This is a genomic window from Paenibacillus sp. BSR1-1 (assembly GCF_030403775.1).
Classification (GTDB): Bacteria; Bacillota; Bacilli; order Bacillales; family Cytobacillaceae; genus Neobacillus.
The window spans coordinates 52516-71383 of sequence record NZ_JAQMWQ010000004.1; the positions used below are offsets into that span (position 1 = coordinate 52516).

16 protein-coding genes are annotated in these 18868 nt (G+C 36.3%); 1 reads left to right on the plus strand and 15 read right to left on the minus strand.

Features of this window, described 5'->3' with window-relative positions:
• Positions 1-7 precede the first annotated feature (7 nt).
• The 9 genes from PH210_RS08195 to PH210_RS08235 form a co-directional block, all read right to left on the minus strand.
• On the minus strand, positions 8-763 hold the full coding sequence (locus tag PH210_RS08195; protein ID WP_289984524.1) for an SDR family NAD(P)-dependent oxidoreductase: 756 nt from the start codon (positions 761-763) through the stop codon (positions 8-10).
• Complete coding sequence (locus tag PH210_RS08200) at positions 763-1908, minus strand: acyl-CoA dehydrogenase family protein (RefSeq protein WP_289984525.1); 1146 nt, start codon at positions 1906-1908, stop codon at positions 763-765. The genes PH210_RS08195 and PH210_RS08200 overlap by 1 nt, the downstream gene beginning before the upstream one ends.
• Positions 1909-2005: 97 nt before the next feature.
• Entirely contained in the window at positions 2006-3151 is a 1146-nt protein-coding gene (locus tag PH210_RS08205) for an acyl-CoA dehydrogenase family protein (protein WP_289984526.1), read from the minus strand.
• 285 nt (positions 3152-3436) lie between these two features.
• The gene (locus PH210_RS08210; RefSeq protein WP_289984527.1) at positions 3437-4138 is read right to left on the minus strand and encodes an ABC transporter ATP-binding protein; all 702 of its coding nucleotides are present in this window, start codon (positions 4136-4138) and stop codon (positions 3437-3439) included.
• The gene (locus tag PH210_RS08215) at positions 4122-4898 is read right to left on the minus strand and encodes an ABC transporter ATP-binding protein (RefSeq protein ID WP_289984528.1); all 777 of its coding nucleotides are present in this window, start codon (positions 4896-4898) and stop codon (positions 4122-4124) included. Before PH210_RS08215 ends, PH210_RS08210 begins: the two co-directional genes overlap by 17 nt.
• Complete coding sequence (locus PH210_RS08220; protein WP_289984529.1) at positions 4885-5874, minus strand: branched-chain amino acid ABC transporter permease; 990 nt, start codon at positions 5872-5874, stop codon at positions 4885-4887. Before PH210_RS08220 ends, PH210_RS08215 begins: the two co-directional genes overlap by 14 nt.
• 8 nt (positions 5875-5882) lie before the next feature.
• Entirely contained in the window at positions 5883-6749 is an 867-nt protein-coding gene (locus PH210_RS08225) for a branched-chain amino acid ABC transporter permease (RefSeq protein WP_289984530.1), read from the minus strand.
• A 139-nt stretch (positions 6750-6888) separates the two neighbouring features.
• On the minus strand, positions 6889-8133 hold the full coding sequence (locus PH210_RS08230; RefSeq protein ID WP_289984531.1) for an ABC transporter substrate-binding protein: 1245 nt from the start codon (positions 8131-8133) through the stop codon (positions 6889-6891).
• Between the two features lie 187 nt (positions 8134-8320).
• Positions 8321-9442: an acetyl-CoA C-acyltransferase gene (locus PH210_RS08235; RefSeq protein ID WP_289984532.1), complete on the minus strand. Its 1122-nt coding sequence runs from the start codon at positions 9440-9442 to the stop codon at positions 8321-8323.
• Positions 9443-9810: 368 nt separating this feature from the next.
• Between PH210_RS08235 and PH210_RS08240 the strand changes: the two genes are divergently transcribed.
• A complete protein-coding gene (locus PH210_RS08240; protein WP_289984534.1) occupies positions 9811-11913 on the plus strand; it encodes a sigma 54-interacting transcriptional regulator in 2103 nt (700 codons plus the stop codon).
• Between the two features lie 57 nt (positions 11914-11970).
• Here the strand turns inward: PH210_RS08240 and PH210_RS08245 are convergent, their stop codons facing one another.
• The 6 genes from PH210_RS08245 to PH210_RS08270 form a co-directional block, all read right to left on the minus strand.
• Positions 11971-13479: a class I adenylate-forming enzyme family protein gene (locus PH210_RS08245; protein WP_289984535.1), complete on the minus strand. Its 1509-nt coding sequence runs from the start codon at positions 13477-13479 to the stop codon at positions 11971-11973.
• Positions 13480-13766: 287 nt separating this feature from the next.
• The gene (gene npdG / locus PH210_RS08250; protein ID WP_289984536.1) at positions 13767-14414 is read right to left on the minus strand and encodes an NADPH-dependent F420 reductase; all 648 of its coding nucleotides are present in this window, start codon (positions 14412-14414) and stop codon (positions 13767-13769) included.
• Positions 14415-14479: 65 nt separating this feature from the next.
• The gene (cofC, locus tag PH210_RS08255; protein ID WP_289984537.1) at positions 14480-15142 is read right to left on the minus strand and encodes a 2-phospho-L-lactate guanylyltransferase; all 663 of its coding nucleotides are present in this window, start codon (positions 15140-15142) and stop codon (positions 14480-14482) included.
• A gap of 28 nt (positions 15143-15170) precedes the next feature.
• A complete protein-coding gene (gene cofD / locus PH210_RS08260; protein ID WP_289984538.1) occupies positions 15171-16103 on the minus strand; it encodes a 2-phospho-L-lactate transferase in 933 nt (310 codons plus the stop codon).
• Positions 16104-16218: 115 nt separating this feature from the next.
• The gene (locus PH210_RS08265; RefSeq protein WP_289984540.1) at positions 16219-17754 is read right to left on the minus strand and encodes a class I adenylate-forming enzyme family protein; all 1536 of its coding nucleotides are present in this window, start codon (positions 17752-17754) and stop codon (positions 16219-16221) included.
• A 59-nt stretch (positions 17755-17813) separates the two neighbouring features.
• Entirely contained in the window at positions 17814-18818 is a 1005-nt protein-coding gene (locus PH210_RS08270) for an LLM class flavin-dependent oxidoreductase (protein WP_289984542.1), read from the minus strand.
• Positions 18819-18868 lie beyond the last annotated feature (50 nt).

The window sequence follows — 18868 nt, forward strand, 5'->3', positions numbered from 1 at the left end:
ACTGATGTTACAATGAGTATCCACCGTCAACTATATATGTTTGGCCGGTAATATAGCTTGATGCTTCGGAGGATAAAAACACAATCATACTAGCAATTTCTTCCGATTTTCCATATCTGCCCAAAGGCATTTTACTTAACATCATATCATTGAGAGAGTCGTGATTTCTCATACCCTGAGTTAGATCCGTTTCTATATAGCCTGGTGCGACCCCATTTACCCGGACACCTCTATCGGCCCATTCGAGTGCTAAAGTTCTAGTCATAGAGTCCATACCGCCTTTTGTCGCTACATATGGCAAACCGCGTAGAGTTCCTTTAACAGAGGTAACAGAAGAAACAGAAACAATACTTCCATTTCCTTGTTTGAGCATATGTTTTCCAGCTGACTGAATGGCAAAAAATAAACCTCTTAAGTTAACGGACATTAAATGGTCCCAGTCTTCAGGGGTGACATGTTCCGCCCTTTTAAAGATAGGATTGATACCTGCATTTGCAACTAAAATATCAATCTTTCCATATTCCTCTACTACCTTATTGATTGCACTATTTGTTGCTTCTATATCTGCTACATCAAAAACTGAAGCGCTTACATCTATTCCTAATTTACTTGCCTCAGCAATAACTTCATTGGCATTATTTGCTGATCTGCCAGAAAAGATGACTTTTGCGCCTGCTTTAGCTAGTGATAATACTGATTCCTTCCCTATACCACGCGTACCCCCAATGACCAACGCAACTTTGCCGTCTAATTGGATGTCCATTATTCTTCCCACCTGTAGCCTTTAAGAAATTCCCGGGCTGCCACCATATACTGTATAGTCGGTGGTCCTTCTTCAAGCCAGTTTAACCTTGCATCGCGGTATAATCTTTCAATTGGATATTTCCGTGTATAGCCAATTCCGCCGAACACTAGTAGAGCTCGATCTGTGACTCTGCCAACAGCTTCTAGCCCAAATTGTTTACACATGGAGGCTTCTGCTGGAATCCGTTTTCCACTATCCCACTTTTTGGCTGCATCTTTGATCATATTCCTTAATGCATAGATATCTATTCCCATCTCCGCGATATATCTTTGAATCGCCTGTCGTTCTCCTATTGGTTTTCCAAAGGTTTTTCTTTCTTTTGCAAATTCTACAGATAAGTCAAAGGCTCTTTCTGCTGTTCCTAATGAAGTAGCAGCAATGTATAATCTGCTTATTTCCAGTGCTTCCTCTAATTGATAGACCCCTTTCCCTTCTTCTCCCAGTAAATTGGTGACTGGAACACGAACATTTTCAAAGGTTAATACACCATGTTCCCCGCCTTTACAGCCCATTGTTTCCGGTAATGCTTCAATGGTAAATCCAGGTGTATCTCTCTCTACTAAAATGGCGGATACCGAATCTTCGCTCTTATCTGCTTTTGTTTTGGCAAAAACTATAAAATGGCTGGCAAAATCGGAATTGGTGATTAAATGCTTCCTGCCATTAATAATGAAATGGTCACCTTCACGGGTGGCCGTAGTGCCAAGATCCAAGCCTGTTCCATGATCTGGTTCAGTCAAAGCAAAGGCAACGGATTTTTCTCCAACCGCACATCCTGGTAAGACCGCTCTCTTTTGCTCTTCATTTGCAATCTTTGAGAGAGCACTTGCCATCGAATTGTGGACATGGACAACTACTCGGATTCCACCTTGAATTTTCGAAAACTCGGCAATGATATCGATATATTGAGAAACCGTTAAGCCTAAACCGCCGTATTCCTCAGGAATCCTTAATCCAAAGGCGCCCATTTCCCTTAGCAGAGGGAATAGCTTATCATACGGAAGGGCTTCATTATTTTCAATTTCTTCTTCAAGAGGATCAAGATTTCTCCAAATCGAATCAAATATTCTGGCTTTTAATTCTTCGTATGCCTTCTGTTCCATTATTAATTCATCTCCTTTTTATCCTTAAAAAAGTATTCTTCTAGCAAAAAACAGTTTTATTCCGCAATCCAATCAACTACTCTAGATCCCTATGTTTCTATTCTTCCCACTTATAACCTTTAAAAAATTCCCGGGCTGCTACCATATACTGTATAGTCGGTGGTCCTTCTTCAAGCCAGTTTAACCTTGCATCGCGGTATAATCTTTCAATTGGATATTTTCGTGTATAACCAATCCCGCCGAACACCAACAGCGCTCGATCCGTTACTCTTCCGACAGCTTCCAGCCCAAATTGTTTACACATGGAGGCTTCTGCCGGAATCCGTTTTCCACTATCCCACTTTTTGGCTGCATCTTTGATCATATTCCTTAATGCATAGATATCTATGCCCATTTCCGCAATATATCTTTGAATCGCTTGGCGTTCCGCAATGGGTTTTCCAAAGGTTTTTCTTTCTTTGGCAAATTGTACGGACAAATCAAAGGCTCTTTCAGCTGTACCTAACGACGTCGCAGCAATGTATAGCCTGCTAATTTCCAGAGCTTCTTCTAATTGATAGACCCCTCTTCCTTCTTCTCCAAGTAAATTGGCCACCGGAACACGAACATTTTCAAATGTTAATATACCGTGCTCTCCACCCTTACAGCCCATTGTTTCGGGTAATGGTTCGATTGTGAATCCCGGAGTATCTCTCTCGACTAAAATCGCTGATACCGAATCTTCACTTTTTCCTGGTTTTGTTTTCGCAAATACAATAAAATGACTCGCAAAATCGGAATTAGTGATTAAATGTTTCCGGCCATTTATAATGAAATCGACTCCATCACGAGTAGCCGTAGTGCCAAGATCCAGGCCTGTTCCATGATCTGGTTCAGTTAAGGCGAAGGCTACCGATTTTTCTCCTGCCACGCATCCTGGCAAGACCGCTCTCCTTTGCTCTTCATTAGCAATCTTTGAGAAAGCACATGCCATTGAATTGTGTACATGGACGACCGCTCTAATTCCACCTTGAATTTTCGAAAACTCGGCAATAATATCGATATATTGTGAAACCGTTAAGCCTAAACCTCCGTATTCCTCTGGAAGCCTTAATCCAAAGGCGCCCATTTCCCTTAGCATGGGGAACAATTTATCGTATGGAAGGGCTTCATTATTCTCAATTTCTTCTTCTAGCGGATCAAGATCTCTCCATATTGCTTCAAACAGCCTTGTTTTAAATTCTTCATAAGCCTGTTGTTTCAATTAAATCAACTCCAGTCATTATTTTTGAAAAGATAGAATTTATGTTTCATAGAATCACAATCCTTTTTCAATCCACCTTTCTTTTATTTATAATGCAATTATCGTGCCAATAGTCTAATGAGGTAATATCACTACTGTGATAATGGTTATAGTAAAGTTAAAAATTTTGGACGGTATTGATATATGATTTATTGTAAATAAAAGTTTCATTTTTCTGTAAACTTATTTACAATTTCCAGATTGTTGTCAACAGTTGTTTACACTTTTTGTGTTTACACTTGTTGTTTAAGCACCTAAATAGAGTTTACGCACTTCGTCATCATTTTTTAGATCTTCAGAGTTACCCTCCAAGGCAACACGCCCGTTTTCCAAAATGTATGAATAGTCTGAAATCGACATTGCCATATGTGCATTTTGTTCAACAAGGAGAATAGCTGTTCCTTCATTATTTATTTCCTTAATAATTTTGAATATCTCACTTACTAAAATCGGAGCAATTCCAAGTGAAGGTTCATCAAGTAACAGTATTTTGGGCTTTCCCATTAAGGACCTCCCAATGGCAAGCATTTGTTGTTCGCCCCCACTTAATGTTCCTGCTTTTTGTATTTTTCTTTCTTTTAATCTGGGAAAGTAAGTATAAACCTTTTCCATGTCTAATTGAATATTTTTGTCTTTACGTTGGTAAGCACCAATTTTTAGATTTTCTTCCACCGTTAACAATGGAAAGACCCTTCTATTCTCTGGACATTGAATGACTCCTTGTTTAACCATGTCACTAGGTGATTTCTTCAACATGGATTGTCCATTGAGTTCAAAATTCCCCTCCTTTGGTTGAATGAGACGGGAAATAACGTTAAGGGTTGTCGACTTTCCTGCACCATTACCTCCAAGTAAGGAAATAATTTTTCCTTCTGGAACTTCAAGCGAAACTCCCCTTAAAGCATGTACACGACCATAGAAAGCATGTACGTCATTTAACTTCAGCATGTAAATTCACCTCACCTAGATATGCTTCAATAACAACAGGGTCATTTTGAATGTCCTTTGGTGTTCCTTCTGATATTTTTTTCCCAAAGTTCATAACCGTTACAGCATCTGAAACTTTCATTACGAGTGACATATCATGCTCAATTAACAAAACAGTATAGTTCATTTCATTTTTTAAATTAAGAATAAGTTGACTGATTTTCTCTGTCTCAATCGGATTCATTCCTGCTACAGGTTCATCCAATAATATTAATTTTGGATCTGCCATTATCGCCCTTCCAATATCAACCATTTTTTGAAATCCAAAGGATAAATTAGAAACTTGTTCATCTGCCAGATGAGTGATTTTTAATAACTCCATTACTTCAAAAGCCTTCTTTCTGGAATCTTCTTCAGACCTTTTTACAGTTGGAAGATTCAAAGAAATGGCAAAAATATTTTTCCTTAGTTTTGGATGTAAGCCCGTCAATAAGTTCTCGAGAACGGTCATCTTAGAAAAAAGTTCCACATTTTGAAAACTTCTAGCGATCCCTATGTTTATGATTTGATGCGGCTTATATTTTGTTATTTCATCTCCGCAGAACTTTATACTGCCTTTGGCTGGCGTATAAAAACGACTAATACAGTTAAATACAGTAGTCTTTCCTGCACCATTAGGGCCGATTATTGAATAAATACTGCCTTCAGGAACTTCAAAGGAAAGATTATCTACGGCAGTTAAACCACCAAATTGTACAGTTACATCATTAAATGTTAACACCTCTATTCCCCTCCTCCTTTAATAGCAGTTCATTCTTTTTCGTTTTTTCTGATTTATTTCGTTTGAAATTAAACATAGACACCATTCCCTTAGGCTTAAATAAAATGATGAGGACAACGGCTACTCCTATGACAATATTGGTAATTCCAACATAACTATCTGTAAAGTGAGGGATAATAGAAAACAAAAGTGCCCCAATAATGGAACCTGGTATGGAGGCCAATCCCCCTACTACGATCATGGCTAATATTAGGAAAGAGTTTGTAATGACGAAATCATTGGGGCTTACAAATCCAACCCAATAACCATAAATCCCCCCTGCTATACCTGTGAAGAAGGAACTGATAACAAACATGGTTGTTTTATAAAACGAAAGGTTTATACCAATTGCTTGTGCTGCTACTTCACTATCACGAATAGCAATAAAAGCTCTTCCAATACTGCTTTTTACAATATTATTAATTAGCCATATTATTAACACTGTTAAGAAAACAAAAAAGTAAAACAATTGTGTTTCAGATGCAAAAAGGCTGGATGGTGTTACAGATAATCCTGAAAAACCGCCTGTAAGTTTATCCCATTTCAATGCAATTTGCGGGACTGACAGACCGAACCCTAACGTTGCAACTGCTAAAAAATGCCCTTTCAGTCGAACTGCAGGCAGCCCTATCAGCAAACCAATCAGGGCTGTTATAATTCCTGCTAAAGGTAACACAACTAAAAAGGGTAAACCTAATTTAGTAGATAGGATGGCAACTGAATAGCTTCCGACTGATAAAAACCCTGCCTGACCTACAGAAATTTGTCCTCCATATCCAACAAGAAGATTCAAAGACAATGATGTAATGACATAAATACAAGTGATTACAAATAATGTGAGAAAATAACTGGAATATCCTACGGAAAAAGGGTAGAAAAGCATACAAACAATCAGTATTCCCAAAGCAATCCTTTTGTTTCCTAATTGCTTCAACATCAGTATCATCACACCTTTTTAAGAGTTTGTTTGCCTCCAAAAATACCCTGTGGGCGTATATAAAGAACTAAAATAATTAATAAAAATGTATATACCAACTTCATTTCTGGAGAAATATAGAAGGCTATCAAGTTTTCAAAAACACCAATGAACAAACCGCCAATTACTGCTCCCGGTAAACTAACAAACCCGCCTATTACAGCTGCTGCAAATGCCATTATTAAAACTTCGAACATCATTTGTGTATCTAAAAATGTTATTGGAGCAGTCATGATCCCTGCTACACCACCAAGGATAGCCCCTACTGCCCATGTAGCTGTAAATACACTTGTTACTTTTATACCCATTAACTGTGATGCTTTTATGTCCTGTGCAGAAGCTCTCATGGCTAATCCAACCCTAGTAAATCTAAATAAAAGGAAAAAAATAAGCATCAAAAAAAATGTTATACAAAGAATGAATAATTCATTTGGTGTAATAAACACACTGCCAAGCTTTATGGAATCACCCTTTACAGCTTGAGGATAACTGGTCGGTTTATGACCCCAAATTAACCCGGCCATACCATTTAAAATCATGAATAAGCCCAGAGTTACAACAATTTGATTTAATGGGGGCGCAGATTGTACTCGTTTCATTACAATTTGATGTATAGCAATACCAAATATTGCAGCAAATATTAATGCTAATAGTAATGAAGGGATATACCCAAATCCAAAATTCGATAGAAAAACAAAACTTACAAATGTAGTAACCATCGCCATTTCGCCTTGCGCAAAGTTTACAATATCTGTTGTCTTATAGATTAAGACCAATCCAAGTGCTGTCAAACCATAGATGCAGCCAAAGATTAAACCACTCATAAGAATTTGCATTTGATCCCGCCTTTCTTTTCTTAGAATTAAATTGACGAGTGCTGTTCATGTTAAGAGGAATAATGTATCAAATCCATTATTCCTCTTATTTCAAACAACAATTAATGAGCTTTAAATTCTTCTGATAAATTAGGGTAAATTATTTTTCGTAAGTAATTTCAGTCGTATCAGGATCAAACGTGATTCGACCTGACAATGGAAGAATTTGACCATTCTTTGCTTGAGTTAGGATCATGGTTGTCAACCCATAATGATTATTTTTATTAAATGTAACACCTTCATAAATAGATCCATCCCAATTGTCAAATGAATTCAATGCCTTAAAAAAATTATCCCATGTCAAATCTTTACCTGTTCTATTTAAAGCTTCTACCAATACTTCAGCAATTGCCCAGCCATTTTGTGCAAATCCATCTATTGGGTCATTAGGATAATATTTCTTAAATTGTTCTACATAGGTTTTCATGCTTGGATCATTACTAACATCAGGCATTGGGAATGCAGCTGCACTAATTGTTCCTTCCCAAACATCTTTACCCGCTAATTTAAATAGGTTTCTATCATTAGCTCCTACGGATGAAACAATATAAGGTGTATCCTTCATCCCAATCTTGTATAATTCTTTCTTCAGGTTTGCTGCTTGAGTAGGTCCTCCTAACACCATAATTGCATCAGGTTTAGCCTTATTTAAATGCTCTGCATGTGTACTCAGATCGGTATCTCCGGCAACGTATGGTACTTCGGCTACAAGTTCAATGTTTTTAGAGTCTTTTAAGACAGTTAACCCTTCTTTACCATAATCATCATTTTGGTATACGACTCCGATTTTTTTAGCGTGTAACTGATTAACTGCATAATCAACGAAAACTCGCGTTTCGACTCGATAGTTTAAGATACTAGATCCAAAATAATTCTTGATCGGTGGATTTACAAATTGTTGAGCACCTGAACTAATCATAACCATAGGAATGCCAGCCTTTTCAAAAATATTCCTAGCAGCACTGTTACAAGGAGTGCATGGATCTCCTAACATAGCAAATACTTTATCTTCATTTACAATTCTTTTTGCATTTTTGATTGTTCTAGAAGGTTGATATTGGTCATCATAAGCAATTAGCTTAAGCTTCCTTCCATTAACACCACCATTTTCATTTACGTACTTAAAATAAGCATCAATGCCTTTTCTAAAATAATCATAAACAGCTACAGGGCCGGTTTGAGGTCCTAAATGACCAATTAATATCTCTTTGTCAGTGACTCCTTGTGACACATTCTTACCTTGTTGGCTTGTACTGGCACTCTGATTTCCACATGCAGTGATGGTGAATAATGAAATAATCAATAAAATGATAGTAAAAAACTTTTGCTTTTTATTTTTTATCATTTCCTTTGTTCCCCCTTTTTTATAAAACTTATATTTTAGTTAACAAACTAAAGTAGTATTTTCCTAATGTGATCTAATTAAGATATAACTTTAATAGAACTGTATATTATCAAGATCCTTCAAACAAAGTATTCCACCCCCTATACAAAATCACAAACCAGCTGTAAACCCTTACATTTTATTGTCTTTAAATTCTTTCAACAATTGTAACATTTACTATTCCATTAACTTCACAAACCCCCATTAAACCATACCTGCCGCTTATTCTATCTAGTTCATGAATCATTGTTGATAACATTCTGATTCCTGTAGCCGCAACTGGATGCCCCAACGCAATTGCTCCGCCATTTGGATTTAATTTTGAAGGATCAGCCTTTGTTTCTTGAAGCCAAATAAGGGGTACTGATGCGTAGTCTTCATTTATTTCGAAAATGTCAATTTGATCGATATTAATCCCAGCATTCACTAACGCTTCATTCGTACCTTTAATAAGACCTGTATATAGGATTGATGGATCTGTACCCAGGACTGTTCTGTTTAATATACGAAAACGAGGTCGCAAACCCATTTCCTCTGCTCTTGTATTAGACATTAACAGGACAGCTCCAGCTCCATCGCTTATTTTTCCTGAGTTTCCTATGTGGATTTTTCCGTTTTCCTGGAAAAATGGTTGTATTAACGATAAATCTTCAATGGAGTATTCCTTAGTTAAATGGGAATCATGTTTCACTTCTATGGTTTTTCCATTTGGTTGAATCAAATCCAATGGCAGAATTTCTTTTTCAAAACGCCCCTCTTTTTTTGCTTGAAATGCCCTTTGACGGCTGTTTAAGGCATATTGATCCAAGTGTTTCCTGCTTATACCCCAAATATCGGCTATCCGTTCAGCAGCAACCCTTTGTTTGTTTATTTCTTTCCATACATTCTTATTTAAAAGCTTTGAAAAACCCGACACAAATTCTACTCCTGTTGCTATTACAATATCGTGGTCACCGCTGAGGATAGCTTGAGCAGCTAAATTTACAGCTTGTTGACTGGATCTGCACTGTCTGCTGATTATTGCTCCTAAGTTATGCATTGGTATTCCGGTACTTATGCCAGCCAATTTAACCATTTCGGATGCTGCTTCCCCGATTAGCGGACTGTGTCCTATTATTATTTCATCCAATAACTCAACTGAAATTTCATTTTTAATAATTAGGTTACTCATCACCTCTGCTAACATGAAGTCGGGCCGCATTCCACTTAAAAAGCCATTTCTTTTTCCAATTGGAGTTCGTATTGCATCAATTATTACGGCTTCACGCATCTTCCCCCCCCTTTCAGGATTTTGAACAAGTCTTGAAAAAGGCAATGATACTTTCTTACTAAGATTTAATGCAATAATCATACCAAGTTATTAAATTGAAATGATGGCCCTTAATTTTTGGCTATAAACCGTGATTAAATATTCCATCTAAACATTCACGTAATTGTAAATATATTTATTTTTCTGTTAATTTGTGGTTTAATGTAAACAAAAGAATCGAAATGTTTACATATTGTTGGCACTTTGTTCATCTTTGATAACAACTGGTTTATATGGAATGTGGTAAAAAAGAATTCTAAAAGCAATCTATTTTTAAAGCGCTTACATTTTCTTTATTAAAATTTTAGAGTATTAAGGGAGTGGAAATTGTGGAAATAAGGAGTATTATGGCAACTCACTTTCAGCCATGTTTTGCAGATACCTCGTTAGAAAATGCCTCCAAGATCTTCTCTTTATACAAAATAAATATCATTCCAATTGTTAACAAGGATTCTATTCTAATAGGGATCCTTACACAAAATAAAATCATCAATGCAATAGCTAGAGGTTACTCCTTAGCAGATTCTATTGAACCTTTAATAAATTTCAATCCCATATGTATATCACCAGATTCACAAGTACTTGAAACTAGAGAAAAACTGTTGAAGTATAAAATAGGTCATGCCCCAGTTGTTAACTCAAAAAAAGAAGTAGTTGGAATTATTTCTACTTCTCAAATATTATTTGCATACACCCGGACTCTTGATTTGTTTCAATCACAACTTCAATTATTATTCGATAACCTTCGGTTTGGAGTATTATCGGTAGACACAAATATGAGGGTAACAGCTATTAATCCCCTTGCTAGAGAAATATTGAGATATGAGGAAGGAAGTAATGAAAGTTTTATCCATAAAAATAAAGTAATCAGGAACATGATTGAATATATGTATGTCAACAGGGAAAAACCATCTAAGCAAAAAGTAAAATTAAATGGATATTCATTCTTAGTAGACTGCAATCCAATATTTGAAAACAAAATATTGATCGGAGTAATAATCATAATTGATAATTTAACAAATATTGAGTCTCTTATGGAAGAACTTCAAATTACTAAAGAATGGGAAGAAAAACTTCGAACCTTAGTAAAACTGGCATATGATGCGATAGCTTTAGTTGATAAATACGGTGTTATTACTATGGTAAACAAAGGATTTTGTGAACTTCTTGGAGCAAATGAAAAAGATTTAGTAGGTAAATCAACCATCACCGATTTCCAGGATTTAGCGATTAAAGAAGTGCTTGAAATGAGGATCCCCCTTCAAGGTGTTACAAAAATTATTAATTCTAAGCAATGCTTGATATCGAATTTACCAATTATGAATAATGGAGTATTAGTTGGTGCCATTTCGAAAATAACTTTCCGTGGATTAAAGCAGCTCCATGATGCCTTAAATAAAGTGAGTAAACTATCGGATGATAAAGCTTTTAGTCAAAATAATGGGACAAAATATTCGATTGCCGATATTGTTGGATCATCTAACAAAATTAAAAAAGCAAAAAAAGAAGCTTATTCAGCATCACAAAGCAGGTCAACAGTACTATTAGTAGGAGAAAGCGGTACAGGCAAAGAGCTTTTTGCACATGGCATACACACTGCCTCCTCCCTATCCGGTTCATTTATTAAAGTAAATTGTGCCGCTATACCAGGTGAATTATTAGAGTCAGAATTCTTTGGCTATACTGAGGGAGCTTTTTCTGGAGCAAAAAAAGGGGGAAAGAAAGGAAAATTCGAACTTGCTCAAAACGGCACCTTATTCCTTGATGAAATAGGTGATATGCCAATAAATTTACAATCAAAGCTATTAAGAGTTCTACAAGAAAAAGAGTTTGAGCCTGTAGGAGGTACTAAAACAATAAGTCTAAAAATTAGAATTATTGCAGCGACTAATAAAAATCTGGAGGAAATGATAAAAAAAGGTACTTTTAGGGAAGACCTTTATTATCGTCTTAACATTCTAAGAATCAATATTCCCCCGTTGAGAGAACGGATAAGCGATATTCCTGAGATTACTGACGCAATTTTAGAACGTTTAAATAAATCTGGGTTCTATATTAAAGGCATTACGGATTCAGCTAAAAATGTGTTTTTAAAATATAACTGGCCCGGAAATATACGTGAGTTACAAAATATTTTGGAACGGGCTGCAAATTTAAGTACAGACGGTTATATTGATATCCCTGACTTACCAGAATACATTTTAGAGCATCAAAATAGTGATATTTTTAATTATAGTGAAAAAATGATTGAGGAAAAAACGGTGATAAATCCTAAAGATTTCAAAGAAAACCTAAATCAAAAAGAAAGAGCACTTATTACTGAAGCACTTAAACAAGCAAACTGGAACAAGTCAGAAGCTAGTAAGATATTAGGAATTAGCCGAACGTGGTTATATTCCAAGATGAGAAAATATAACATTGCCGCTGAGTAGGCCAGAAGACATGTAAAAAGGGAGAATCATGATCATTCTCCCTCCTCTTTCCACCATTTAATTGTACTGCGCTTTAAGTCCCCGCTTCATTAGTTTTCCTGAAGGAGTTTTTGGAATTTCTTTTATAAACTCCACTTCCCGTATTTGTTTATACTTAGCTAAACGTTCCAAACAAAATTGAATGATCTCTTCTTTCGATACAGAAACTCCTTCTTTTAATACAACAAAAGCTTTAGGTATTTCACCCAAGCGTTCATCAGGCTGACCAATTACAGCTGATTCCAGAATGGCAGGATGGGTGTAAAGTACATTTTCTATTTCTACCGGGTATACGTTGTATCCCCCTACAATAATTAAGTCTTTCTTCCGATCTAGTAGATAAACATAACCATCTTCATCCATTTTTCCAATATCACCTGTATGAAGCCAGCCATTTATAATGGTTTTATCAGTTTGCTCAGGGTTATTCCAATAACCTTTCATAACACAATGACCTCGGACGATTATTTCACCAGGTTCATGAGGTGGTAAAAAATGATTCTTATCATCGACAATCGCTACTTCTAAATGTGGAATCGGATAACCTACACTTTCAAATCGGCGTTCACGAGATAACATATCAACTGTTATGACAGGAGAACTTTCTGTTTGACCATATGCTTGAATAGTTTTAGTATTATACCGGGATTCAAACTTTTTCCGAACCTCCAATGGCATATGACCACCACTTGTAATACATAATTCCAAGCTAGACATATCAAAACATGGTGCGTCTGGCAAGGTCAGGAACATATAGTACATGGCAGGGACACCAATAAAAAAATTAATTTTTTCTTCACAGATTTTTGAGGCCACTGTTTTTGGACTGAATTTTTCAAAGAGGTAAAATTTCCCTCCTTTCATAAAGATCAAGATAAGCCCTGCCATTAAAACAAGCAGGTGAGATAGAGGGGTTACAATACAGCCGTAATGATTTTCGGTCAGGTTAATACTATCAGCATAAAACTCAGCATTTGTATTTAAATTATAATGGGAAAGTTCCACTCCTTTAGGATTACCAGTTGTACCAGATGTATATAATATGCATGCCCCTTGGTCGGGAGATAAATCTTTAGAACAGAACAGCCCATTATAATTGGTAAGGATAGACTTTAAATCTATAAATTGCTCTGAATCTGTCTGAAAATGGTCAGTAATAATCACTTTATTTAAATTCGGTAAATTGTTTTCTAACATGGGGATTTTTTCGTTGGTTGTAAAGATTATTTTGGCACCTGAATCCTTTAAAATATAATTAGCTTCAGCAGATTTGAATAAATGGTTAATCGGTACAGCAATCGCCCCAATTTTTAAGGCTGCATAAAATGCATAAATAAATTCCATGCTATTTGGCAGCCAAATAGCAACTCTATCACCCTGTTTTACATTCAATGAAGTCAATAATTGAGCAAATGCGTCAACATTTTGATTTACTTGTTTGTAAGAGTAGGTTTTGCCTTTAAACTTTACTGCAGTACGTTCTCCGTTAATAAACGCATGTCTTTCAAGAGACTGTGAAATATTCATACTTATCCCCTTTCTCTTCATTCACCTATAACTTTATCTATGCAATAACTATGCCAGCCTTTTTCTTATTAGCTGTTAGTAAATGCAATATTATTAAACTAGTATTTATAACATTTGCGTCACCTTATGTAACATCCACATAAAAATTAGGGTGTAAATTAATGTAAACTCCAGATAACACTTGTAAACATATTGTTCATATTAAATTACAAGTTAGAACCAAATATAAATACCTGAAAGCAATTTTGCTTTCAGGTCCTACAATGCCGGTTCGCGGTGTTACAAATCTAAATATTTGTAAAGGTTACACCAATACTTTTTTTCTTAAACCTTATATTCATACCAATTAATAGGGACGTAAGTTCTTCTAAAATGGATGAAACCCGCAGCGGTCCCGCATCTAGCGGCCGTAATCCAATTTTTTCAGCCATTATCGATACTATTTCTTTTGCTTCTTGGTCATCACCCGCTATTAGGGTATCGCCACTTATTTCTTTATTCAATTCTTGTAATAAATGTGCTGATATAGTATGGAAAGCTGATACAACTTTTGCTTCATCACCTATGATGTTATTTATTTTTTGTGCCACAGACCCCTCAGGTACTCGTTTCGTTGAGGGGGGTTTTCCAGGGACGAGCGCAACCGATGTATCAACCACCACTTTTCCCTTTACTGCCTCACGTAACTCTAAAACCGTTTTATCAATAGATGTATATGGGATCGTTAAAATAATCAAGTCACCCTTGTTAGCAGCTTCTATATTACCTAAACCTTCAATAATAATATCTGGATTTTTTTCTTTCAATTCATTTGCAATATCTTCTGCTCTTTCTTTTGACCTCGAACCTAATAATATTTGATACCCTGCCTTCCCAAGTCGAAGAGCCAGGCCTTTTCCCTGATTTCCTGTTCCTCCAATTATACTTATACGCAAAATGATCACCTGCCTATTATCTAAAAATTGATTTTTTCTTATCGCTAAAGCAAAACAAGACGATTTTAAAGATTCATCTTTCTAGGAAGGATTTTTTCAAAGATATGATTGTTTTCAAGAAAATCTTTTGTTTTAGTCCCCTCTCCTAATGTCTTTAGGAGAAGTAGATCTTCTACAGTATCTATATCATAAGCTAGGGAAGAATTTTGAATAATTGAATAGTTTACTCCTGCTTTTTGTGCATTCATACAATGCCTAACCATACTGTTCACCCCAAAAGCAGTGCTTATGATGTCTGGGGGGGATAATATCAACCCATTCGTTCCTGTTCCGTTACGACATGGAATAATAGTAACAGGTGTCTCGGCCGCCAATCTTATGATTATACTTAATTCCCTTATTGATATCAGAGGAATATCTGCCGGGAAAATTAATAGTTTATTTACCTCTCTAGGCAATTGGTCTACGACAAATTTTATGGCGGCATTCATTCCCCTTGGTTCCCTCTCGTAAAAAACATGAGCACCAAATTGATTCGCTACCTTAACTGCCGTGGGATCACTCGTCACGATACCGATTCTATCTATAGATGGAACTTTTGATAATGTATTGCAAACCTCAAAAAGCATTGAATGAACAAGACTGATGCGTTCAAATGAAGAGAGCCAGTGTTTAAGCCTTGTCTTGGCATTATTCATAGGTTTTTGCATAACAATTGCCAAATTCACTGTAACCACTCCTCATTTTGAAATGTATTTATACAAGCTGATACCTTACAAAATCCATTACCTTTTCTGCTAATTTTCTTTTTTTATGATCCGAATCCATAATTGTATCTGTTACTAAAGTTTCCATGTTTAATTGTTTTAGAGACTCAGCATATTCTTCATCACGGCAATCAATGACCATAGCATCAAGTAGGTCTGAATAACATGAGGCAATCCCTAATGGTGAAACATCGATACCTAAATCTTTAAGCATTCGTGCTCCTGGACCTTTAATAACATCCCCGCCAACTACTGGACTAACAGCCACCACTTTCGCTTTACTTTCAAGAATGGCCTTTTTTATTCCAGGTAGAGATAGGATTGGGTTAATGCTAACCAAAGGATTACTAGGCGCAAATAAAATGAGATCCGATTTTCTAATGGCTTCCAATATACCGGGTGTTGGTGAAGCGTTTTCTATTCCATTGAACTCGATTTTTAACACTTGATCTGACATTTTACGTTTTATTAGGTATTCCTGAAAATGGAATTTCCCTCCTGGCGTATGGATATATGTGGTTACTGGTTCGTTGGACATCGGCAATATTCGTATAGGAATATTCCATTCTTCACACATTTTCAATGTAACTTCGGATAGGCTCCTATTTTGCTTTAGGAGAAAAGTACGGTAAATGTGTGTAGCTAAGTCCTTATCTCCTAAGTTAAACCAACAATCTTCTTCGTAGACTTTTGATAAAATACTTTGACACGAATACGTTTCATCCTTAAATCCCCATCCTTGTTGATGAATAACGTCAGCTAACGTATAGATATTGATATCAATATCCGGGGATATATATAGGCCAAATCTATCAATATCATCGCCTGTATTAATGACAGCTGTGATTTCTTCCTCAGTTGCACTTACTATTCCCTTTAAGAACTTTGACCCGCCTACACCTCCAGCTAACACAACAATCATTTACAGTCCCTCCTGCTAGTTGGAGAGATAATCTTATTTTCATCAAGACCAGACCATCTTCCCCTCGCCTAATATTATTCAACATCTCTTAACCTAATTGGTTTTCTAAGTGGGTTTACTTTTGCAAGCTGTTTAATTTTGTTCTATCCATCGAATTGGAGGAGTTAAATTTCATCCTAACGCGATCTATTTTTCCATTTGGCAGTTTTGGCAAAGGTTCATGGGTTAATTCTATATATCTCGGAATCTTCCAGTCTGATAGTTCTCTTTTACACCACTCAATAATGTCGAGATGAGAAATTTTAGACTGTTTACTAATAACGATAACAGTTGCCGCTTCTTCCGTCCTAATTGGATCTGGAACGCTGAATACAACACATTCTTCTACAGCAGGGTGTGACATAATGGTAAATTCCACTTCTTCTCCTGAGATATTTTCTCCTGATCTCTTAATAACATTTTTAAGTCTTCCTTCAAAATAGACTCTTCCTTCGTTATCCATTCTCCCTAAATCACCTGTTTTGACCCATCCATTCACTAATGTTGTCTGAGTAGCGGCATGGTTTTTAAAGTATTCTTTCATAACATCTGGATGTTTAAATAATAATTCTCCAATTTTATTTGGCTCAACCTCATTTCCATATTCATCTACTATTTTAACCTGTGCATTTTCCGGAAATGGCAAGCCAATTAGCTTCGGTTCAAAACGATTATAATTTGGTGAGGTCAATGTACCCATAGCACCTATTTCCGTCAGGTTCCAAGTTGTGCAAATGTCTACATTAAAACGTTCCATAAATTCTTTTGGCCGAATGTGGGAAATGACAAGATTCAAAGAATGATCACGGTCATTTTCTTGTGGAGGCAAAGTCATAAGGATGGATAACATGGTTGGCAGCAGTAATGCTTTTGTCACTTGATGATGATCTACTGTAGCCCAAAAAGTACTTGCACTAAATTTCTCAACTAAAGAAACGGCAGCCCCGCATGCGATGGCAGCGGCTATGGACATATGGGTACCAGCGGCATGAAATAATGGAATGGTACAAAAAATAGTATCTGTTTTTTGGTAATTTAATCTTCTGGAAAATGCTATTCCACATGAGGAAAAACTGGAATTTGGCAAAACGACCCCTTTGGGTGTCCCGGTACTGCCTGATGTATACATAATGGCCATTGGGTCATCTGGTTTAACGACTATACCTATTGGCTCTTCAGCTTTATTGTTTAAAAGCTGCTCAAATAAATGCTCACTTTGAATTTCATTACCTGTCAAAACAATTTTCTTTAAATCATTTAATTCGTCCCGAATAATGTTTACATTCTGATAATTAGAATGATCCGTAATAAGATAACTGCTTTCGGAATGGTTCAAAACATATTTGATTTCTTGCGGGGTTAACCCATTGATAAGCGGGACTACAATGGCACCAATTTTACTTATAGCGAGGAAACATTGAAGATACGTTGGACTGTTTCTAAAAAGCAGTGCAACCTTATCTCCTTGTTTACATCCTAAATCCAAAAGACCATTTGCTAATTGATTCGTGAGCTTATCAAATTCTTTATACGTATACTGATCGTTATTAAACTTCAGGAAAACTTGATTACTATATCTTTCAACAGCATCTTTCCAGAATTGCTTTACCAAGTTTCATCCTCCTTAAAATAATCCATTAATTAATAACGAAAAAATATCATTTTTGGGTATTATTTTTTAAATGTTTCAATAATCAGCTCCATATTATCAATTACTTCTTGTTCACTGACTTTGAATGGAATTAAAGTTAACATGGGCATTCCAGGGTAATCGCGATATCTTAGTATCTTTTCCCTGCATTCATCAGGTTCACCAGCAATAGTAAAATGGTCTACCATCTTGTCAGTGATTAATTTTGCTGCTTTTTCATAATCCCTTTGTTCTAAAGCCTGACTAATGACTTTTACCTCTTCGCCAAATCCCTCCTCTTCCATGACGCGTTGATAATGAGGATACTGGGCTGTATACATCACAGATCTTCTAGCCCTGTCGTAGGCTTCTTTCCTATTGTGGGATATGGAGCAAATCTGTCCGTAAATAATTTGTAAGTTCGATAAATCTCTGCCTGAACGTTCTGCCCCAATTTTAAGATTGGGATATACATTTTCACTTAAATATCGCGGAGAATGTAAAGCTCCAATGACTAAACCATCAGCAGTCTCACCAGCAAGCTGCAGCATTTTGGGCCCGATTGCTGCCATATAAACAGGGAAAGGTTTTTCCAAATTTACCGGTAATTTATATTTTTTGATTTTAAATAATTCTCCATCATAATTAAATCGATTGCCTGATTTTGAGGTTTGTATTCCCTTTATAACCTCAATGGATTCTCTCATTTGTTTTAAAGGACGTTCATATCGGCTTCCATACCAATTTTCAACAACAAAGGGTGTGCTTAAGCCCAGGCCCATTATAAACCGTCCATTTGATAATTCCTGAAGATTAGTACCCTGCAGTGCTAGAGTTGTCGGATTATTGGGAAATAATTGACCAACACCTGAACCAAATTTTATGGTATTGGTTTTCATGGCGATTGCGGTTAACGGTACGATGGTTTCGCGCCAAGCTTCTGCAAACCAAACAGCTGCAAAACCATTTTTCTCTGCCCTTTCTGCCAGTTCGGCCACCTTATGAATAGGGGTCTTTTCTGTTATAAACCAAACGGATAAATCCATAGATTTCAACCTCCATGTAAAATAAAACGGATTGGGTGAACAAAGTTCCC